This is a genomic window from Paenibacillus stellifer (assembly GCF_000758685.1).
Taxonomy (GTDB): domain Bacteria; phylum Bacillota; class Bacilli; order Paenibacillales; family Paenibacillaceae; genus Paenibacillus_AQ; species Paenibacillus_AQ stellifer.
Genome location: NZ_CP009286.1, coordinates 5091052 through 5110491, shown reverse-complemented (window position 1 = coordinate 5110491; position 19440 = coordinate 5091052). Strand labels below are relative to the sequence as shown.

11 protein-coding genes are annotated in these 19440 nt (G+C 56.2%); 10 read left to right on the top strand and 1 reads right to left on the bottom strand.

Translation table 11 applies throughout. From position 1 onward, the window contains the following. Positions 1 to 62: 62 nt before the first annotated feature. Positions 63 to 1043 carry a hypothetical protein gene (locus tag PSTEL_RS23550; protein WP_038699124.1) on the bottom strand — a complete coding sequence of 327 codons (981 nt, stop codon included), beginning with the start codon at positions 1041 to 1043 and terminating at the stop codon, positions 63 to 65. 327 nt (positions 1044 to 1370) lie between these two features. Between PSTEL_RS23550 and PSTEL_RS23545 the strand changes: the two genes are divergently transcribed. From PSTEL_RS23545 to PSTEL_RS23500, 10 genes are all read left to right on the top strand, one after another. Continuing rightward, positions 1371 to 5309, top strand: coding sequence for an S-layer homology domain-containing protein (locus PSTEL_RS23545; RefSeq protein WP_038699122.1), 3939 nt, complete (start codon positions 1371 to 1373; stop codon positions 5307 to 5309). Positions 5310 to 5354: 45 nt separating this feature from the next. Next, the gene (locus PSTEL_RS26510) at positions 5355 to 10043 is read left to right on the top strand and encodes an InlB B-repeat-containing protein (protein WP_052098906.1); all 4689 of its coding nucleotides are present in this window, start codon (positions 5355 to 5357) and stop codon (positions 10041 to 10043) included. An 85-nt stretch (positions 10044 to 10128) separates the two neighbouring features. Beyond that, the gene (locus PSTEL_RS23535) at positions 10129 to 12159 is read left to right on the top strand and encodes a hypothetical protein (RefSeq protein ID WP_038699119.1); all 2031 of its coding nucleotides are present in this window, start codon (positions 10129 to 10131) and stop codon (positions 12157 to 12159) included. Positions 12160 to 12267: 108 nt separating this feature from the next. Beyond that, complete coding sequence (locus tag PSTEL_RS23530; protein WP_038699117.1) at positions 12268 to 13164, top strand: ABC transporter ATP-binding protein; 897 nt, start codon at positions 12268 to 12270, stop codon at positions 13162 to 13164. Next, positions 13142 to 15451: a hypothetical protein gene (locus PSTEL_RS23525; protein WP_038699115.1), complete on the top strand. Its 2310-nt coding sequence runs from the start codon at positions 13142 to 13144 to the stop codon at positions 15449 to 15451. Before PSTEL_RS23530 ends, PSTEL_RS23525 begins: the two co-directional genes overlap by 23 nt. 4 nt (positions 15452 to 15455) lie before the next feature. After that, positions 15456 to 16523 (top strand): FecCD family ABC transporter permease, encoded by a 1068-nt coding sequence (locus PSTEL_RS23520; protein ID WP_084065284.1) that lies wholly within the window; start codon positions 15456 to 15458, stop codon positions 16521 to 16523. Between the two features lie 65 nt (positions 16524 to 16588). Further along, positions 16589 to 17653: an ABC transporter substrate-binding protein gene (locus tag PSTEL_RS23515; RefSeq protein ID WP_038699113.1), complete on the top strand. Its 1065-nt coding sequence runs from the start codon at positions 16589 to 16591 to the stop codon at positions 17651 to 17653. A gap of 41 nt (positions 17654 to 17694) precedes the next feature. Continuing rightward, a complete protein-coding gene (locus PSTEL_RS23510) occupies positions 17695 to 17949 on the top strand; it encodes a heavy-metal-associated domain-containing protein (RefSeq protein ID WP_038699111.1) in 255 nt (84 codons plus the stop codon). Positions 17950 to 17958: 9 nt separating this feature from the next. Continuing rightward, entirely contained in the window at positions 17959 to 18756 is a 798-nt protein-coding gene (locus PSTEL_RS23505) for a cytochrome c biogenesis CcdA family protein (protein WP_052098905.1), read from the top strand. A 21-nt stretch (positions 18757 to 18777) separates the two neighbouring features. Beyond that, positions 18778 to 19350 (top strand): TlpA family protein disulfide reductase, encoded by a 573-nt coding sequence (locus PSTEL_RS23500; protein WP_038699109.1) that lies wholly within the window; start codon positions 18778 to 18780, stop codon positions 19348 to 19350. The last annotated feature ends 90 nt before the right edge of the window (positions 19351 to 19440 follow it).

Sequence of the window (19440 nt, the reverse complement as noted above, 5' to 3'; positions counted from 1 at the left end):
TACGGCAGTCGGTGCAATTACGGGAAGACAGTCGATACAAGTCAGAAGTTCAACAGATCATCTTACTGGTTCGTGTAGTTGATGACACGCAGCGAGATGGTTTCGCCGTCGTCATAAACCCCGGTATTCTTGGTGATCGTCAGCGTACCGCCGGAGACAGTTGCAGTGTAACCGGTAGTGTTACCTGGATAGTTGATCGCCGATGCGATGGTGTTGGCGTAGTCGTTGGCGGTCAGCGTGACGAACATATGCGAGTGCAGCGGAATCGTACCTGTCAGGGATGATACTGCCGATGGCCAGGAGAAGGGCAACCCGGAGCTGTCGTAGGTTGCGTTAACCTTGTGGAACCCTGTATCGTCCGTATAGCCAAGTTCCACGTAGCTTACTCCGCGAACCTGTGGCAGGGAACTGATCGGAATTGACAGAGATGGTGCAGTGCTAGTTGCATTGTCTCCCGGAGTCGAGGTAGCCGATCCAAATCCAAGTCCAGTTGCGATGATCTGATTCGAGAAGGCCGTGTTGGGCCACAGGGCAACATCGGAGGTGCCGGTCTTCGTCACGCTATTCAGCACCTTGCCCAGAGTAGCGTCGGTCGAAGAGGAGGTGATGGAGAGTGCAGCGCCCATAATGGCGAACATTCCGCTGGCAGGTGGAGGATTGGGAGTATAGATCTTCACAGTGAAGTAATTGGTGCCGATCGTGCCGACATCGAAGATCATGTAAGGGTCAGGTGACACTTCACCGACGGCAGGAATGTTGGTGCCGTTGAGGCTGACATCCAGTTCGGCCCGCAGAGCTGAAGCGGAGCTGACCGTAATGTTCTGGTCAAAGGTGATGGTAGCAGTAACGACCTGAAGCGGGTTCGCGGCAGCCTGGGTCGCTCCTGTATGGGAAGACACGATGCTGATGCTGGATTTCTCCGGGTTAGTTGCATTAGCGTGAGCCGTAAGCGGAGAAAGGAGCAGTGCGCTCAGCGAGAGGATAGCGACGGCAAGAAGGGCAAGCCAACGCATGGCCAGCGGTTGTCTTGAATACGTTGTCATTGTGGTAAAAGTCTCCTTTTCATCAGAAATTTGAAATACTGGTGCAGTCTTCGCCCTTATGTCCGAACCTGATGCAACTGGAAGGGATGACATTTAAGATTCACCAGAAGAATAGCAAAATGGCAACTAAATATCAATAAATATCATCAAATATAATTGAATATAATTAAAAACGTGAAAAAATGACAAAATTCGATGAACTTTTTTGAAAAGGATATCGATATGTGTATATTTAGTTATATTTGATATTGATTAATGAAAAGCGGTATGATTATATATTCTGTAAATTTACTGAAACTGTATGTCGGGGGGAGAGAATTGAGAGAAATGAACACCAAACCGTGCAAGAGCCGCGTGATGCTGCGAGCTATGCTGGCGTTGACCTTGCTTATGCCGATCTTGGGGCAAGCTGGACTGACGGAGAAGGCTGCAGCGGCCGAGTATGACGACAGCATGGATTTTCCGATGGCCAGAAGCTCGTGGGCAGCAGCCAAATACCAGACAACTATGGTCAGTGGGATCACAGAATATGACAATACCAGTGTAATTGTCGATTCCGCCGGAGACTATGTGTCCACGTTATCGTTGTCGCTCCAGGATACAGACGAACTGGGACTGAACCCCGACGAGCTGTCAGGCGATGCCGCAGCTGAAATTACCGGGTTGGTGGTCAAGACTTCCGACGCGGATGGTGTAATGAAGAAGGTATGGGCTAACGGGTTATATGCGGTATCGGGCAGCAGCTCTTGCACGATAGATTTTCAGAACGTTGCCGAACTGAAAGACGGAACGTTTGTAGCGGTCGGCGAAATCCTCACGAAAAATAGCGGCGCTGCTGATCCACATCCGGTCGTTTTGAAAGATTACATAGGTGGCTCGTGGAATGTGAATGTATATCCTGGCACAAGCGGATTGTCAGAGATAGGCGATGCTCTGATCATGCGCATGGATGCTTCGGGTCATGTTCTCGGGGTTACAGCCTTAGGCGGCAGCGGAGACGAAATATTGCGGAGCGTTAAGGCGACCGCTGACGGGGGCTTTATAGCTGTCGGTACAAGCAGCTCGCAGGATGGGGATTTCGAGGTGAATAGCAGGGGGAAGACAGACGGAATTGTGGTCAAATACACAGCTGATGGAACCCGGGAATGGTTGCAAAATCTTGGAGGCTCCCAAGACGACAGCCTGAACAGCATTGTTGAACTACCTAACGGAGGAGGTTATGCAGTTGTCGGCAGCTCATCCTCTGCTTCGCTCAATACGAAGCCGGAGGCTTCCGATTATGGGCCAGCCTCACTGGCACCAGCAAATGCAACCATTGTGGAAAGAGGGCTTACCGCTCGTCTGGATGCCGAAGGGAAATTGATTTGGGGGAAGAGCTATATTCCAGTCATTTATTCTACGGTACTTAACGACGCGGCGATATCTGAGGATGGAAGTGTAATGACGGTGGCGGGAGTAGCCTTATATCCAAGATATACATCAACCGCTCTTCAGTACGATCTGGGCACAGGGGAACTGCTAAGAGTCAAAACTTATTCGAGACCGGAGGATAGCGTGTTCGCCGGCAGCAGCGAACAATGGCAGGATACGCTGTCTGCGGTTGTACCTGCACCGGGCGGCGGCTACCTGTTTATGGGGCAAGCTCTTGGTTTGACTGGTGATTTCGCAGGAAAGGTTGCGGATAGTCCGACAGGAGCTGCGGACCCCAAGGGCGGCGAACCGCTCGACTTCGTTGTCATTAAGACCGATGATCAGCTGAATATGGAGTGGCTTGGTTTCTACGGGGGAACTGGGCATGAAGAAATCAGAAACTGGGGCGGCACCTTTAGCTTCCTTCACACGCTGGCCGCAACACCGGACGGGTTCGTGCTGGCCGGATACAGCATTACTGCACCCGGAGAGCAGTTGGACGGGGACTTCGCTCAGGCTGGAGCAGCTCCCGCGGGGATATCAAAGCCTTTTTATAATGACACTGGGCAATTGCTTAGCGGCGGAACCTACTCTGTAATTGCCCGCTTCACCTTCGATTGGGACAACGACGGTGTTATCAATTCCCGGGACTTGTACCCTGACGACACCGATTACAGCATTCCCTTCGGAGCCGATGCGAACAAGCTGAATTTGAATGCAGCGCCTGCAAGAGAATTCAGGGCGGAGGGCATCACTCAATCGGATCTTGAGGATTTGCCGCCGACGGTCAATGTTGATGTATACACTGATCGCGCCAACATAACTATGCCAGTCGCTGCGCTTGACCGCATTCTGGGAAGCAGGGGAAGAACGGTTGTGATAGACAGCACTTATCTGGACTCTCCCTGGAACGGACTCTCCTCACTTCTGCCAGCCGGACAGCAGATTGAAGCGGCAGTTGATGTCAGCGCCAATCTGGACGGAGCGGCGATCCGGGATTTTGGAACGGAAGCTAGGGTAACCTTGTCTGTATACCTTCCCGGGGATTATTCCCGGCTAAGGGTATATTCCTACAATTCGGATGGTTCAAGCAGTACGGCCTTGTCGCGGATTTCCACAGCGGATTTCTCCGGGACTTCCGGGGTTGCGTTTCTGACGGCCAAGCCAGGTGTGTACCTTATAACGGGACCAAACGCCGATCAGTTGGCTGCCGATTCTGTAATTGCGCAGATCGCGGCGCTTCCATCACAGGTGTCGATTGCCCAGACTGAGTTGGTAACGAACGCCCGCGCGGCCTATGAGGGGCTTGCCCCGTCGCAACAGTCGCTGGTCACGAATTACCCGCTGCTGGTAAATGCGGAGCAGCAGCTTGCGGATATGGCTGATCTGCGGGAGCAATTGATCGCAATCAATCCGGTGATCGCCAAGTTCTCTAACCTGCCGGATGCAGGTGCGGTTACGCTGGATGATCAAGCGATGATCGAAGAAGCGCGCGCAGCGTATGAAGCATTGACCGACCGGCAGAAGGAACTGGTGCAGTCGGGAGATAATCTTGCCATGTATAACCGTCTTCTGGAAGCGGAAGCTGCGCTGCAGGAGCTGCAGCTGGAACACGATACTGAAATCGCGAATGTAGTGGTATCGGCGATTGCGGCGCTGCCTTCTCTGGTATCTCTGGCGGACCAGAACGCCGTCGCAGCTGTTCGCGCACAGTACGATGCTCTTACTCCATCGCAGCAGACGCTGGTAACGAATTATGTGAAGCTGCAATCGGCAGAGGCACAGATCAACATACAGCTGACACAGAATTCCGCGTTGAAATCCCAGGTGAACGATCTGACGTCTTCTCTCGTTCAGGTAATGAATCGCAACAGGGACCTGATTGCTTCCGGTGGCCCGGCCGCATCTACCAGCGGTTCGGCTTCGGTTACTCCCGCGCTTGGAGGCTCAATCTCGCTTGGTTCAGGGGCGGCGGTGGAGATTCCGCCCGGAGCTCTGAACGGAAGCGCGAAGGTGAAGGTAGGCATATCCGAGGTTGCGAGTCCGCCGATGGCTCCTTTTACGCTGACCGCAGTCAGTGCTACGTTCGAATTCACCGTTGGCAGCGGGTCTTCCTATACATTCGCCAAGCCGGTGATGATCACGCTGCCTTTCGATTCTTCCAAGGTTGCCAAAGGCAGAGAAGCGGCGATTTACTACTATGATACCAGCACATCCAAATGGGTACGGGTAGGAGGAACGGTGAACGGCAATCAAATCACGGCATCCGTGTATCACTTCACCAAGTTTGCCGTATTTGCTGAAATTTCCGCAGACCTGCTGGGTACGGGAGAACTGGCGCCGCTGAACGATATTGAAGGACACTGGGCGAACCGCTACATTCAGGAGCTGCGTCAGCGCGGCACGATCAGCGGTTATCCGGACGGTACATTCAAGCCGAACAAGAGCATATCGCGGGCGGAATTCGCCGCGCTGGTGGTCAAATCGCTTAGTCTTGCCGGTACAGGCACAGCAGATTTCAATGATATCGGGCAGCATTGGGCGCGCGAAATGATCCGGACTGCGGCGAATTATCAGATTGTCAACGGCTACCCGGACGGACGGTTCTTGCCCGACCAGCCTGTAAGCCGGGAGGAAATGGTAGCTATGGCGGTGTATGCGTTCCAATTGACCGGCGGCAATGAGCTTCAATTTGCAGATAACGCAGAAATATCGGATTGGGCGAAGTCGGCGGTCGGAGCGGCCGTCAAGGCCGGTATTGTCTCCGGTCAGCAAGGGAATAAATTTGCCCCCAAATCGGCGGCAACCCGGGCGGAAGCAGTGACGCTGCTGGCTAAGGCAATGCAACTAAGATAATTGTCATATAACTATCCGTATTCATCGAAGGAGGATTAGTGCTCAATGAGATGCAGTAAACCAGCAACGATTGCCAAAGGGAAGCGTACGCTATGGAAGACAATGACCAGAATGCTGTTAGCCTTTATGCTGCTGCTGACGAGCTTGCTGCCGGAAATGTATGGCGGCCGGTCTGGCGTGGCCGCCGCAGAGAATGAGGAGAGTTATACGATCAGCCGGTATGTCGGTACGGGGGAGGTGGGTTCAGGGAACCCCGTGGCAGCAGCCTTGGATTTCAGCAATGCCGGGGACAACGGTCCGGCGACATCCGCGAAGATAAGGGCGGCAAAGTCATTAAGTCTGGACAGCGACGGCAACCTCTTTTTTATTGATACTTCCAATAAAAGAATCCGCAAGGTCGATGTAGACACCGGGATTGTCACTACGGTCGCGGGTAATGGCACCGCTTTGCAAATCTCGACGATTGGCGAAGCTCCGGCAACAGAGGTCGGGATTGGAGCTCTCACCTATTTGGCGATCGACAGGAATAATAATATATATTTTCTTAGCGGCTTCTACCTTTTAAAACTGAATGCTGCCACCCAAAGAATTTCGGTTATCGCAGGTTCCGGGATACAGAGAAGCTCCAACACCCCTCCTATTCCTGATGGGGATGCATCTGGAGTTACATTTGGAGCTATTACTGGGATGGTATGTGACCGGGATAATAATCTCTATTTATCCGAATCGAATGGATATGGCTTTATTTATAAAATATCACCAGATAGGCAAATAAGCAGATTTGCAGGGATTTCCCAGGCTTTTTATTCAGCGGATAGTGAATTGGCCAAGGAGAATATTCCCGCAACAGAAGCAATTCTCTCATCTCCAGCCGGACTGGCTGTGGATGCTGCCAATAATCTGTACTATACGGAGTCTACGGCAAGCGCTAATTCACCTTTAGGTAATAAGGTCCGAAAAATACTTGCCGGTGACCATACGGTTCATACTGTTGCGGGAGCTGGCCTTCAAGTGGGAATCGTTCCGACTGCTACCAACGGCGACGGCGGTCCGGCAACGGAGGCTTATTTATATGGGCCATCAGCGGTCACCGTCGATAATAGCGGTAATGTGTATATTGCGGACAGTAGCAACAATAAGATCCGCAAGATTACTGCAGGGACTGGTATTATCACGACGATTGCCGGAAATGGTTCCTCTTCTGCGACTGACGAAGTTGTCGCACCTAAAGCGATTGTCGCTGACAGTCTTGGGAATCTCTATGTAGGATACAATGCGAAGTACTATATTTCCAAGCTCGCCCTTAATTACACCGTGTCCTACAACGGAAATGGCAGTGATACGGGCAGTGTTCCTGCTCCGGTAATCGCCACCGGCGATTCGGCAGTTGCATCTGCAGAGAATAGCGGAAGTCTTACGAAGACGGGATATACCTTTGCGGGATGGAATACGCAGGCCGATGGAGCGGGAGTGACCTATGCTTCCGGCGAGTCGTTCACAATGACGTATGGGAACCTCACGCTCTATGCGAAATGGGTGCCGGGTACGTTATATACCCTAAGCTATAATGGCAACGGCAACGATGGAGGGACAGCCCCGGCCTCTAATGCGTTCCCGTCTGGCATCCAGCTTACTGTAGCGGATGGTTCCGGCTTAATCCGGCAGGGCTATGCCTTCACAGGTTGGAATACTCTGCCTGACGGCTCGGGCATCAGCTATCCCGCTGGTTCAACATTGACCCTGAGTGCGGGAGATGTGACACTGCACGCTCAATGGGCGGAGAATCCGAAATACTCGATTGTCTATAACGGGAACGGCAATACTGGCGGCGTTGCACCGGCAAGCGTGACTGATTTACCCGGCACCGAGACGGCTATTGCCGAACCGGGCAGCCTGATTCGCACCGGTTATTCATTTAACGGGTGGGGAACCGCTCAGACTGCCACCTCGGCTACTTATCATCCGGGCGACCCCGTTACAATCGGCGGCAGCAATTTGCTGTTGTATGCCGTATGGAGCATTGATACGTACCGGCTGACCTTTGAAACGAACGGAGGCGGCGTAACTAACAGCCAGACGGCGGTCTATAACACGCTCTTCACACGTCCGGCCGATCCGGTCCGCACCGGCTATCAGTTCGACGGTTGGTACACAGACCCCGGGTTAACGAAGGCATATGCATTTGGGACCCCGGTTATAGGTGATGTTACTTTGTATGCCAAGTGGACGGCGATTAAATATACTGTGCTTTTTTTAGGCGGTTCGACTCAATATGTCGAATATAACGGAAAAGCGACAAGACCGGCAGATCCGGTACGAGAAGGACAAAGAATTCTTGGCTGGTACTATGGCGGAACGAATGTGATATTTGATTTCAATACTCCGATTACCGCGAATATCCAGTTGGAAGCAAAATGGGAATCTGTCGCATTTAACGTCACCTTTAACACCGACGGTGGTACGACTGTTGAGTCCCAAAAGGTCGATAATGGCAGTACTGCGGTTCGTCCAGACGACGATCCCGGCAAGTACGGGTACGCATTCGCCGGCTGGTACTCCGACAGCGAACTGACGCATGAATATAACTTCGCCAGCACAGTGAGCAGCGATCTGACGATCTACGCGAAGTGGGTGCCGCGCACCTATACGGTCAGCTTTAACACGAACGGGGGAACGGCGGTTCAGGCGCAGAGCATCACCTACAACGAGAAGGTGGCGCAGCCGGAAGCTCCGGTGAAGGACGGATACGGATTCGGCGGCTGGTACAGCAACGCAGCGTTGACCACGGCCTACAACTTCAATGCACCGGTTACGAAAAATGTGACGCTGTACGCCAAATGGGTCAAGGACAGCTACACGGTCAGCTTCAACTCCAACGGAGGCACGGCGATAAGCGCTGTGGCAGTGCCATACGGAACACCTGTAGCTCAGCCGGAAGCGCCGACGAAAGCCGGCTATACCTTCGGCGGCTGGTATGTGAATGCAGCTCTGACAACGAAATATATTTTCAGCGCTGCCGTTGAGGACGACTTGACGCTGTATGCGAAGTGGACGCCAATTGTCCACACCATCTCATTTAACACAGGAGGAGGTTCGTCGGTAGCAGTGCAGAAAGTGAATGATGGTGGAACCGCGACACTGCCGAGAGCGCCGACGAAGGAAGGCTATGGCTTCGATGGCTGGTACACCGATGAAGCGTTGATAATGCCATACGACTTCAGCGCGCCTGTGACGGATGACCTTACGCTCTATGCCAAATGGAAGGCGAACAGCTACACGGTTAGCTTCAACTCGAATGGTGGCACGGCTGTCAGCAGCCAGGCGGTGGCGTATGGAGCTCCTGCCCAGCAGCCGGCTGCTCCGGTGAAGACCGGCTATACGTTCGGCGGCTGGTACAGCGACAGCGCACTGACAACCGTCTACGACTTCGGTGCTCCGGTCCAGGGAAATGTCACGCTGTATGCCAAATGGACAGTGAACAGCTATACCATCACCTTTGAACCGAACGGGGGTACAGCTGTGAGCATACAGACGATTGCTTACGGTCAGACTGCGGCACTGCCAACTGCTCCGGCCAAGACCGGCTATGCGTTCGGCGGCTGGTATCTGGATGAAGAGCTGACTGTAGCGTACAGCTTCCAATCGCCGGTTATTGGTGATCTGACCCTGTATGCCAAATGGAACACAGCGGACACATCCGGAGGATCAGGCAGCGGCGGATCGGGCGGTGGCGGAGGAGGCGCTACAGCAGCAACGGCCTCTCCAGCGCCTTCAGCTTCTCCGACTCCGCAGCCGACAGTCTCCACAACCGGATCGGCGTCGGTAAATCCGCAATCAGGCGCCAGAGTCAGTCAGGGCGATTTGGCAGCGGTGGACATTCCGGCCGGCGCGCTCGCAGGCAGCCGAGCGGTTGAAGTGAGGGTAGATGAGGTTGCGGCGCCTCCGGCCGCTTCCGGAGATTTGACGCCGATTGCCAAGACTTATGAATTCACTGTCGGCGGTGCCGGCTATACATTCACCCGCTCGGTCAAGATTACGCTGAAGTTCGATCCGGCATTGATTCCAGCAGGGGCAACACCGAGTATCTACTATTACGATGAAACTGCCGGTGAATGGAAACGCATTGGCGGCACGGCAGACGGCGGGACGATTACGGCGGAGACAACCCATTTCACGAAATACTCTGTGTTCGCCGAGGGGTCAACCGCTCAAGGGTCAACACCGAGCGATATTTCCGGCCACTGGGCCGAGGCTTATATCGTGAAGCTTCTTGGAAATGGAGTCGTTCAAGGCTATCCGGACGGCACTTTTCAGCCTGGCAAAGCGGTGACCCGTGCGGAATTCGCGTCAATGCTCGTTAAAGCTCTGAATCTGCAGGCAACGGGACAATCCGCGTTCTCCGATATGGACAGCCATTGGGCCAAGAATACTGTGGCAATCGCAGCCGATCACGGCATTGTCACCGGCTACGAGGACGGAACCTTCCGTCCGAACCAGCAGGTGACCCGGCAAGAAATGGTTGCTATGGCCGTGCGGGCGTTCGGACTTGCCGGCGGCTCCGCTCCGAGCTTTGCCGACAGCGGAGACATTGCGGTCTGGGCAAAATCCTCGGTGGGTGCCGCGGTACAGGCGGGCATCGTCTCCGGACAGACAGGCAACCGGTTCGCTCCGGCAGTTACGGCTACCCGGGCTGAAGCAGTCACATTGATCGCCAAAGCACTTGAGTTGAATTAATTGCATAGGCAGGCGGAGGGGATCTCCGCTTGTCTTGTCTTTTCCATTGAAATCCAACTATCCAAACAAAAGGAGGGACAAAAGAGTGAAAGGTAGAGTGATTCGTCAGGCCCTGCTGACTCTGTTCGCTCTGGTCATCGTCACGGCCGCAGCAGGCAGCCAGACCGTGTATGGCTACTATAATCGGGGGACCGTCCAGTTGTCCCTGGGAGGCAGCTCGGCGACGCTTAATGTCGGAGAGACCACTACGATCTCGGCGACCATGAGTCCGGCATCGTACTCGGGAGTTATCGGCTGTGGACAAGCTATATGTCCGCAGCAATGCAACGGCAAATGCGGCGATGAGGTTACCGGCGCCTGCGCTTGCGCTGGGCCCGACCGCAAGACGGAGAATGCCCGCGCTTCGGTCAGCGTAGCCGATCCGTTCGTCGCGTCGGCATCCTATTCGAACGGAACGATTACGATCAAGGGCAAGAAAGCCGGCAGCACCACCGTCACGGTGGTCGGAACACTGTGGCAGCATAGCGAATCGTCACCGGAGACCATTTCGGTGACGGTGGAGAATCCGAATTCGGGCGGCGGTGATTCGGAAGGAGGAGGCACCAGCGGTGGAGGCAGTGGAGGTGGCTCTGGCGGTGGAAATCCGGGAACAGAGAATCCGCCGGCCGCGAGTCCCGTGACCAATCAGCCTTCGCCGATCACGAATAATCCGCCGGCCGTCGTCCCAAGTCCTGTTCCGGTGGCGACACCGTATGTGCCGGTGCCTAATGCAACGTCGCCTAAAGTATCATCCGCACCGCAGCCGGAATATTCCGCTTCATCGGGACAGGACTCCTCACAGCAAAATGCCTCCGGGCCGTCTCCCGCGCCGGTGGTGAACAGCGGAACGACGCCCTATGTTCCGCAGTATTCGCAGAATCCTGCTCCGCTAGCTTCGGCCGCCGCGGGCAATTCGGGCATTCCGGACAAGGCTCAGCCGACCCCATATCGGCCTGAATATGTGCAGAATGTGCCGCAGCCGTCGCCGGTATCGGCGATTCCGCTTCCCTCGGCCGATATGAGCGCGGCGTTCCCGGGAAGAACCGGCAGCGGCAGCGGAGGATCGGGAACGACGGGCGGCGGAGGCTCATCGGCGGGAGGAGGAACAGTCTCTTCCTCCGGCGGCTCCGGAAACACTGCGGCTTCCGGCGGCGGGACCGGAGCTTCCGGCAAAGGCATTTCTTCCGGCACGCTTGGCAGCCTCACAGGCTCCGCCGGAGCGGGCGGCAAGCCCTACGTAAGCGCGGCGAAGCCGTATGTTGCGGTAATCGCGCCCTATGTGCCGCTCGTGGCGGCGCAGGGAACGAACATTAGCGAGAAGGAGCAGCAGGAGGTCATCGCCAAAATGCAGGCGCTGGCGCCCGTCACGCCGAAGACGCTTGCCGGTGAAGGCGGGGAGCAGCTTCAGCCGGAGGCGCTGTCGTCGGAGCCGAGTGCTTCGCCCGGAGCGGATACGCCCGAGACGAAGGAAATGCAGACGATGCGCGGCGCCATGAAGATGATTACCTTGACCGATACCGGTATTCTGACCGGCAAGGCGGCGATGGAGGAAGCCAAGGAGAAGAAGGAACGGCTCACCTTCCAGAAGCTGAATGACAGCGGGAATGTGCTGTACTCCTGGAACTTCGACGGCGATACGCTGGGAACGCCTGAGGACATCAGCTTCCAGATCGATTTCCCGGAGCAGGCCCCCGTTCTCAAGAAGGCGGCGTCCTCGCTTGTCAAGCCGTTCTATATTTCTTTCGTCCATGACGGGGACCTCCCGGGTCCGGCCGAGATCTATGTCAATACCGGCAGCCGGTTCAGCGAATCGGACAATCTGACCCTGTATCTGCTCGATACGCAGAAGGGGCGGCTCGTGCCGGCGGCAACGAATTTAAGCGTGAGTGCGGGCTATGTCTCGTTCACGATCAGCCATAATTCCGATTATGTTCTGGCCGTAGGAGCGCCTTCCTACTCTTCCGGCGGCAGAATTATCGTTGTAGCAGTCGCGGTGCTGCTGGTCATAGCAGCCGGGGCGTCGGCGCTGATTCTGAGCGGTGTGAGACGGCGGCGTCAGTTCCGCGATGCGGCCTGACAGCAGACAATGCTATGGGACAGGTTCCGTTTCTCCTAAGCGGATTCATTCGCTAGCCGAGGGGCGGGCCGCTGTCCACAGAGACAGATGCAAAGGATGGTGGAGAACTTGATATCCATAGAAGGAGTAGGCAAAACCTTCGGCCGGTTCACGGCGCTGGAAGACATCACGTTTGAGATTGCGGATGGGCGGATCTGCGGACTGGTCGGATACAACGGAGCGGGAAAGACGACGCTGCTCAAGATGATCGCGGGAATTTACCGGCCCGAGAGCGGCAGAATTACAATTGACGGCATTCCGGTATACGAGAATGAGGGGATCAAGCGCAGACTGTTCATGGCGCAGGATGATCCGTTCTTCCTCCCGCAGGGCTCGCTGCGTTCGATGGCCCTGTTCTTCAGTGGATTTTATCCGAATTGGAGCCAGAAGACGTTCAAGGATCTCGTTGATTTCTTCGAGCTGGACCCGGATGCCCGGATCAGTGGCTTCTCCAAGGGGATGCAGCGGCAGGCGGCGCTTATTCTTGCGTTCGCGACGATGCCCAAATACCTGCTGATGGATGAATCCTTCGATGGCCTGGACTTGTCCAAGCGCAATCAATTGAAGAGCATCATGTTCGAATATATGAAAAAGCACGGGACGAACATCGTGATCTCGTCCCATAATCTGCGGGAATTGGAAGGGCTGTGCGACTTCATCGCGATTATCCGCGACAAACGCCTCTCCTTCGCGGAGACGGTAGATGAGATGCGGAAGCGGCGGACCAAATACCGGATCGCCTTTCCGCGCAATGACGGGGCGGAGCGGCTTGAGGCCATCGCGGCCCGGAATATTACGCGCGACGGGGACGGCTTTATTTTCACCTGGGACGGCGGAGAGGGTGAGCTGCGCAAGATGCTGGAATCTTCCTCCCCGCTCTGGATCGCCAGCGAGCCGATGACGCTCGAAGAAATCTTCTTGGATGAGATGGAGGATAAGGAATATGACATCGCAACCTTCTTTTGAGCGTATCGAGACAGAGCTGCAGCCGGAATCTTCGCCTACTCCGCCTGCGAAGGCGGACGATTCTTCGCGGGGACGCGCCTTTCCGGTCTATCTTCACGCCTTCACCCGCGCGCTGACCAAGAGCCTCGGCGTCTCCGCTCTCGGTCTGGCGGTGCTGCTGCTCCTGATACCGGTATCTACCGCCTTCATACCCGGAAAGTCGATCTTCGACGAGAACTATACGCATAACCAGATGCAGTACCGGTTCTACTACGAGAGCCTGACCGGGGTTATTCTTGCCGCCGTCATCGCCTTCGGGGCCGCTCTGGCGGTCGTTCTGTTCCGGTTCATGCTGGTGAAGCGCTCGTCGGATACGTATTTTGCCCAGGGCATCACGCGGGTCAAGCAGTTCGGCTTGCGCCTGCTGATCGGCGTTCTCATGCTGGCGATTGTCTTGTTTATCCCGATCATGGTCTCGCTCATGATGAATGTCTCGGCTTTCAGCGGCCTCGGCTATGCGAACATCGCCATTTCGGGAGCTGGGTACATGTATTCCGGATTCCTGATTATGGGCATTGCCGCTTTCTGTATAACGGCGTTGATCTGCTGCATGGTCGGCACGATCACGGAGGCCGTATTCTTCTCCCTTCTTGCGCTGGGCGCGCCTTCCATTGTGCTGTACGGCGCCAACTCGCTGATGAAGCAGCTGCTCTTCGGCAATTCCTTCGGCTTCTCGGCCAGTACGGGGACAGTAGAAGTAGGCGCGAGCCTGCTGGACAAGCTGTCCGGCTTCAATCCGGTGCTGTTCTTCTATCAGGCAGCTAAGGATTACTGCGCCCAATACACCCGCTTTGACGGTTTCGTCCAGCCGCCGATGCATATCCCGCTTCTACTGGCCTGGGTGGCCGCAAGCGCGGCCATAGCCGCGCTGGGGATATGGGCCCTGTCGAAGCGCAAGGCCGAGATCGCCGGTGTCTCAGGGACGAACCGGATTCTGGGCACAGCATCGACCTTTCTGCTGCCGCTCTTCGGCTTCGCCGTCGTGCTGGAATACGGAACCGATATGGGAACGGGCTATTCCATTCTGGCGGCATCGCTGACCTTTATCGTCTTCTTCCTCATTACCGAACTGATTCAGAAGAACGGCTCGCGCGGACTCAGCCGGGGCATTCTGAAGCTGCCCTTCGGACTTGGCGTCGTTCTGGTCGCTGTCGTGATTCTCGTTACCGGGGGCTTCGGCTACTCAACCCGGATTCCGAAGATTGACCGGATCGCCAGCGTCCAGATGTCCTATGCCGGTTCGCCGAACTACCTGGACGGCCAGGTCGGCGGCGTCAGCACGGGCGGAAGCTATTACGTCATGAGCAACTACACTTTTACAACGCAGAGCGATCTCAAGACCATCACGGAGCTCCATCAGAAGCTGATCGACGGCGGAAAGGGCAAGCTGGCGCTGGACCGGGAGAATTTTACCGACACGACAGTTCCCTACGATATTATCGTGAACTATACGCTGACGAATGGCTCCCATCTTACCCGTTACTATGACCGGACCAAGTTCAGCGTCCTCTCGGACTTCCTGGCGCTGGACAAGACGGAGGCTGTGGAGAAGCAGACGCGGCGCACCATTACCGGAACGACCGAATCACAGTATTGGGCGGCGGGCGCGTTCCGGAACGGTCTCGTATATTTGGCGAACAGCAATTATACGAACCCGAGACAGGTCATCCTGTCGGACAGCCAGCGCAAGGAGCTGCTTGGACATATTGCCGACGATGTTGAGGCGCAGAGCCTGGAAGACCGCTATTTCCCGAAGGATCAGGCGCTCGGCATTATCATGTTCACCCAGGACGGCGGTCAGGAGAGCCTGAAATTCGGCTACCGGCTGGAGAACAGCATCATCTATCTGACACCGTCTTTTAAGGATACGCTGAAATATTTACAGGACACAGGCTTGTATCCTTATCTGGAAAATACAGAGGAAATCGAGAGCATCACCCTCCAGGCGTATGATCCCTATGTTGGCATGAACAAGAGCAAAGATCCGAAGTCGCCGTTCTTCCTCGGATACATCGCCGACAACGACCGGGAATTCATCCAGACGAAGGATTTCGGCGCCAATCCCATCGTCAGCGATCCGTCCAAAATGGACGAGTTGGCTCCGCTGCTGAAGAATGACTACTACATGAGCGGGGGCGGCTATCTGGCCTGCGTGAAGCTGAAGAACAAAAATCTGTATGTCTACAAGTTCCTCCCGGCGGCAGATGCCCCAGCCTATCTGGCGGATGCCGGGGAGCATCAGCATTAGAGAGATGAACAGGAATCTTCCGGCACTGTCCGGCAAACGCGGAATCCGCAATGGCCAATCGGTGAAGGCAAGCCTTCGGGCTGTCTTCTCCGAGCCATCCCGCTGTCTTGCGGCATTGGGAGCATTGCTTGTGCTGACGGTTTTAGGTTCCCTGCTTGTGGGAAGGTACAGCATCTCCCTCTCCGACTTGCCGGGATTGATCCTGGGAAGCGGCGATGCGGCGGCGGCCCAGGTGCTGCTGCAGGTCCGGCTGACGCGGATCGGTGCGGCGGTGCTGACGGGCGGCGCCCTGTCCATATCCGGGTCGGCCTATCAGGGGATGCTGCGCAATCCGCTCGTCTCGCCGGATATTCTTGGCGCGGCGGCAGGGGCAAGCTGCGGCGCGGCCCTGGCGATTCTTCTGGGCCTGGACGGCCTGGCCGTTCAGGCGGTTGCTTTTGCCGCTGGACTTACGGCGGTGCTGCTGACGTTCGCCGTCAGCAGAGCCGTGGCGGGAAGCGCGGCCAGCGGCCCCATGCCGCTGATCCTGACCGGCATGATCGTCGGCGCGCTGTTCAGCGCCGGGATTTCCGTGATCAAGTTCACCGCTGATCCGTACAACACACTCCCGGCGATTACGTTCTGGCTGATGGGAGGGCTCAGCTATGTCACGGCAACCGACCTGCTGCTTCAGCTGATGCCGATGGCATTGGGCGCAGTTCCGCTGCTGCTGCTCTCCTGGCGGCTGAACGTTCTGTCTTTCGGAGATGAGGAGGCGTCCTCGCTTGGCGTCAATGTGGGACGGCTGCGGATGATCTTCATCGTTGGCGCCACGCTGCTGACCTCGACGGCGGTCGCTGTTGCGGGAATGATCGGCTGGGTGGGCCTGCTCATTCCGCATCTGACCCGGATGCTGACCGGGATGAACCACCGGCTGCTTCTGCCGGCCTCGGCGCTTCTTGGCGCGAGCTTTCTGCTGATCGCCGACGATCTGGCCCGGGGGCTGTTCGACCAGGAAATCCCCCTCGGGATATTGACTTCCATCGTGGGGGCACCTGCTTTTTTATATCTACTATTAATGAAGGAAAAATAACGGCCGCCCGTTCGGAGCGTGGGAAAGGTCCCGCTGGAAGCGGGCGGCGAAGAGGGAGGGACCCTATGATCAGACACCGCCGCATAATGCTAATGCTCGCAGCCTGTCTCTTGCTCGCGGTAAGCGCCGGTTGCGGCGGCTCCCGAGCGGAGCAGCGGACCATTACGAACATCAAGGGCCAGGAGCTGAAGGTTCCGGTAGAGGCCAAGCGAATCACCGCCGTATACGGACCTTCCTATGAAATATTGGTTATGCTTGGCGCGGAGGACCGGATTGTGGCTTGCTCCGACGTGCAGGTGGACAATTTCCCGTGGGCACAGCTCATTTTCAAAAGGATGAATACTCTGCCCAAGCTGAAGAACGTGCACACCGCCGTGAACATCGAAGCGCTGCTGTCGTACAAGCCCGATCTGGTGCTCGGATTTCCTCGGCCGAACGAGAGCAACAAGCTGGACGAGTTGAAGATAGACAATGTGCCGGGAGTGGTGACCGCCAATCTGGAAAGCTCGCTGAAGCAGCTGGAGGTGTACGCCAACGCCGTTGGAGGCGAAGCACCGGAGCGGGTGCGGGAATACGAGGACTATTTCCGCGCGAAGCTGAAGCGGGTGACGGATGTTACAAGCAAGCTGCCGGACGCCGATCGCCCTGCCGTGTATTATTCAGCTATCGATCTGCTGTCCACCTACGGCAAATATTCCGATCTGACAGAGGTAATCTCTGCTGCCGGAGGCCGGTCCGTTACCGCCGATTTCGAGGCGGGCAATCATTCGCAGATTACGTTCGAGCAACTGGTGCAATACAACCCGGCCTATATTTTTATCGACCATGGCGGAATCAATGACCTGGAGACGGCGGAGAAAATCCGTTCGAACGCCTACAGCGACGGCCGGTACGGACTGATCAAGGCTGTGGCGGACAAGCAGGTCTATTTGACGCCAAGCGGCGCTTTTTACTGGGATATGGGTCTGCAGAAAATTTTGCTGGTCATGGAGATGGCCAAAATACTTCATCCCGACGCATTCGCCGATCTGGACATGAACGCAGAGCTGCGGGAATTCTACTCGAAGTTCTATCATTACGAGCTCACGCAAGAGCAAGCGGACAAAATCCTGAACAGGGAGAACCCCTGATCGTCTTGCAAGACTAGCGGGAACCGGAGGAGGGTATTCAAATGGAACAATCACAGAATACGGTTGCGACGAGGTTTATTGTGGAAGGCATGCATTGTCCCAAATGCGAAGCGAAAATCACGGAAGCTGCCTTGCAGGTGCCCGGCGCCCTGCATGTCAGCGTTGACCGGGAAGGCAAGCGTGTGACGGTTACGCATCTGGACGAGAGCGGGCTTGCCCAAGCCATACGCAGCCGGATCGAAAGTCTGAACGACGGGAAATTCACCGTAACGGGCATTGCCTCTGGCGAGGCATAAGGGCGGGGCATGACCGTCAATTACGGACTCAGCTTTCTGGAGGGCGTGCTGACCTTCATCTCGCCTTGCATGCTGCCGATGCTGCCGGTTTACCTGTTCTATCTGGCGGGTGTGGCTGGTCAGGAGGAGGATCGGGAAGAGTACGCCGCCTCCCGGATCGCCGATTTTCGAGCTGCCACCCCCGGGGCCGGCGCCCCGGAGCCGCAGCAGGCGGAATCCCGTGTGCGAACCGGGATATCCGGTTCCCCGCAGCCCCGCCGAAGAGGCGGGAGGCTCTTTCGCAACGCCGCGGCCTTTGTCGCCGGGTTCACGCTGGTGTTCATCTCCATGGGTGCGGCGGCAACCGCAGTCGGCGCTTTTCTGAACGGGCATCTGGCTCTCTTCCGTCTTCTTGGCGGAATGCTGATGATTCTGTTCGGACTGAGCTTCGCCGGGGTGTTCAGGCTGGGCTTCCTCCAGAAAGAGCGGCGTCTGCCCTTTCAGCCGGGCAAGCTGACGGTTCTTCGCTCCCTGGCTTTCGGTGCGGTCTTCGCGTTCGGCTGGACGCCATGCGTCGGCTATTTGCTGTCATCGTCGCTGCTCATGGCGAGCACCTCCGGCTCCGTGCCGCAGGGGATGGCCATGCTATTGCTGTACTCGCTCGGCCTCGGCCTGCCGTTCCTGTTCTCATCGCTCATCTACCATGAGCTTAAGGAGACGTTCCGCTTTCTGCAGCGGCATAACAGGCTGATCGGCATCCTCTCCGGAATCGTGATGATTGCGGCCGGGGTGATGACTTTGACGGGCCGGGTGCCGACGAACTGGTAAACAGAGAGGAGAATGTGCCATATGAAAAAGCTGCTGTGGCTCTGGCTCGCCCTGCTGGTCTTCCTGCTCGCGAGCAGCGCCTTCATCTACAGCCGCGCCCAGGCGGGTCCGCAGACTCCGCTGTCGGGCAAGGCTCCCATCGAATTGCTTAAGGCTGCATCGGGCGCGAAGGAACCGGCGGAGTCCGGGAAGCTCCGGGCGCCGGATTTCAGTCTGAAGAATCTGAACGGCAGGCAAGTATCGCTTGCGGATTACAAGGGCAAGATTGTTGTGCTTAATTTCTGGACAACCTGGTGCACTATCTGCAAGAAAGAGATGCCGGAGCTGGATCAGGCTTCGTCTATTCTGCAGAAGCGCGACGATGTAGTGCTGCTCGCCGTCAATACCGGAGAAGACCCGGAGACGGTGAAGCAGTATATGAAGGACAATGCCTATACGCTGCCGGTTCTGCTGGACCCTGATTCCACACTGTTCAAAGCATTCGGTCTAAGGGCATACCCCACGACCATTGTCATTCTGCGGGATGGTACCGTATATGGGGGAGTGGAGGGCGCCATTACGGCGGAATCCCTGCTCGAGCTGGATAAGCTGTGATGCTCTTCTATCATTGCGATTGCGCAATCGCCTGTTTTTCCGCCTGAGCGGGAGAACAGGTTTTTTTATTTCCAGGTAAGCGCTCGTTAT

What these genes read in the sequence shown, in the direction of transcription:
- PSTEL_RS23515 (WP_038699113.1), top strand. Translation starts at nt 16,589, where the DNA reads ATGATCAGACACCGCCGCATAATGCTAATGCTCGCAGCCTGTCTCTTG.
- PSTEL_RS23510 (WP_038699111.1), top strand. Translation starts at nt 17,695, where the DNA reads ATGGAACAATCACAGAATACGGTTGCGACGAGGTTTATTGTGGAAGGC.
- PSTEL_RS23550 (WP_038699124.1), bottom strand. Translation starts at nt 1,043, where the DNA reads ATGACAACGTATTCAAGACAACCGCTGGCCATGCGTTGGCTTGCCCTT.
- PSTEL_RS23525 (WP_038699115.1), top strand. Translation starts at nt 13,142, where the DNA reads ATGACATCGCAACCTTCTTTTGAGCGTATCGAGACAGAGCTGCAGCCG.
- PSTEL_RS23500 (WP_038699109.1), top strand. Translation starts at nt 18,778, where the DNA reads ATGAAAAAGCTGCTGTGGCTCTGGCTCGCCCTGCTGGTCTTCCTGCTC.
- PSTEL_RS23520 (WP_084065284.1), top strand. Translation starts at nt 15,456, where the DNA reads ATGAACAGGAATCTTCCGGCACTGTCCGGCAAACGCGGAATCCGCAAT.
- PSTEL_RS26510 (WP_052098906.1), top strand. Translation starts at nt 5,355, where the DNA reads ATGAGATGCAGTAAACCAGCAACGATTGCCAAAGGGAAGCGTACGCTA.
- PSTEL_RS23505 (WP_052098905.1), top strand. Translation starts at nt 17,959, where the DNA reads ATGACCGTCAATTACGGACTCAGCTTTCTGGAGGGCGTGCTGACCTTC.
- PSTEL_RS23545 (WP_038699122.1), top strand. Translation starts at nt 1,371, where the DNA reads ATGAACACCAAACCGTGCAAGAGCCGCGTGATGCTGCGAGCTATGCTG.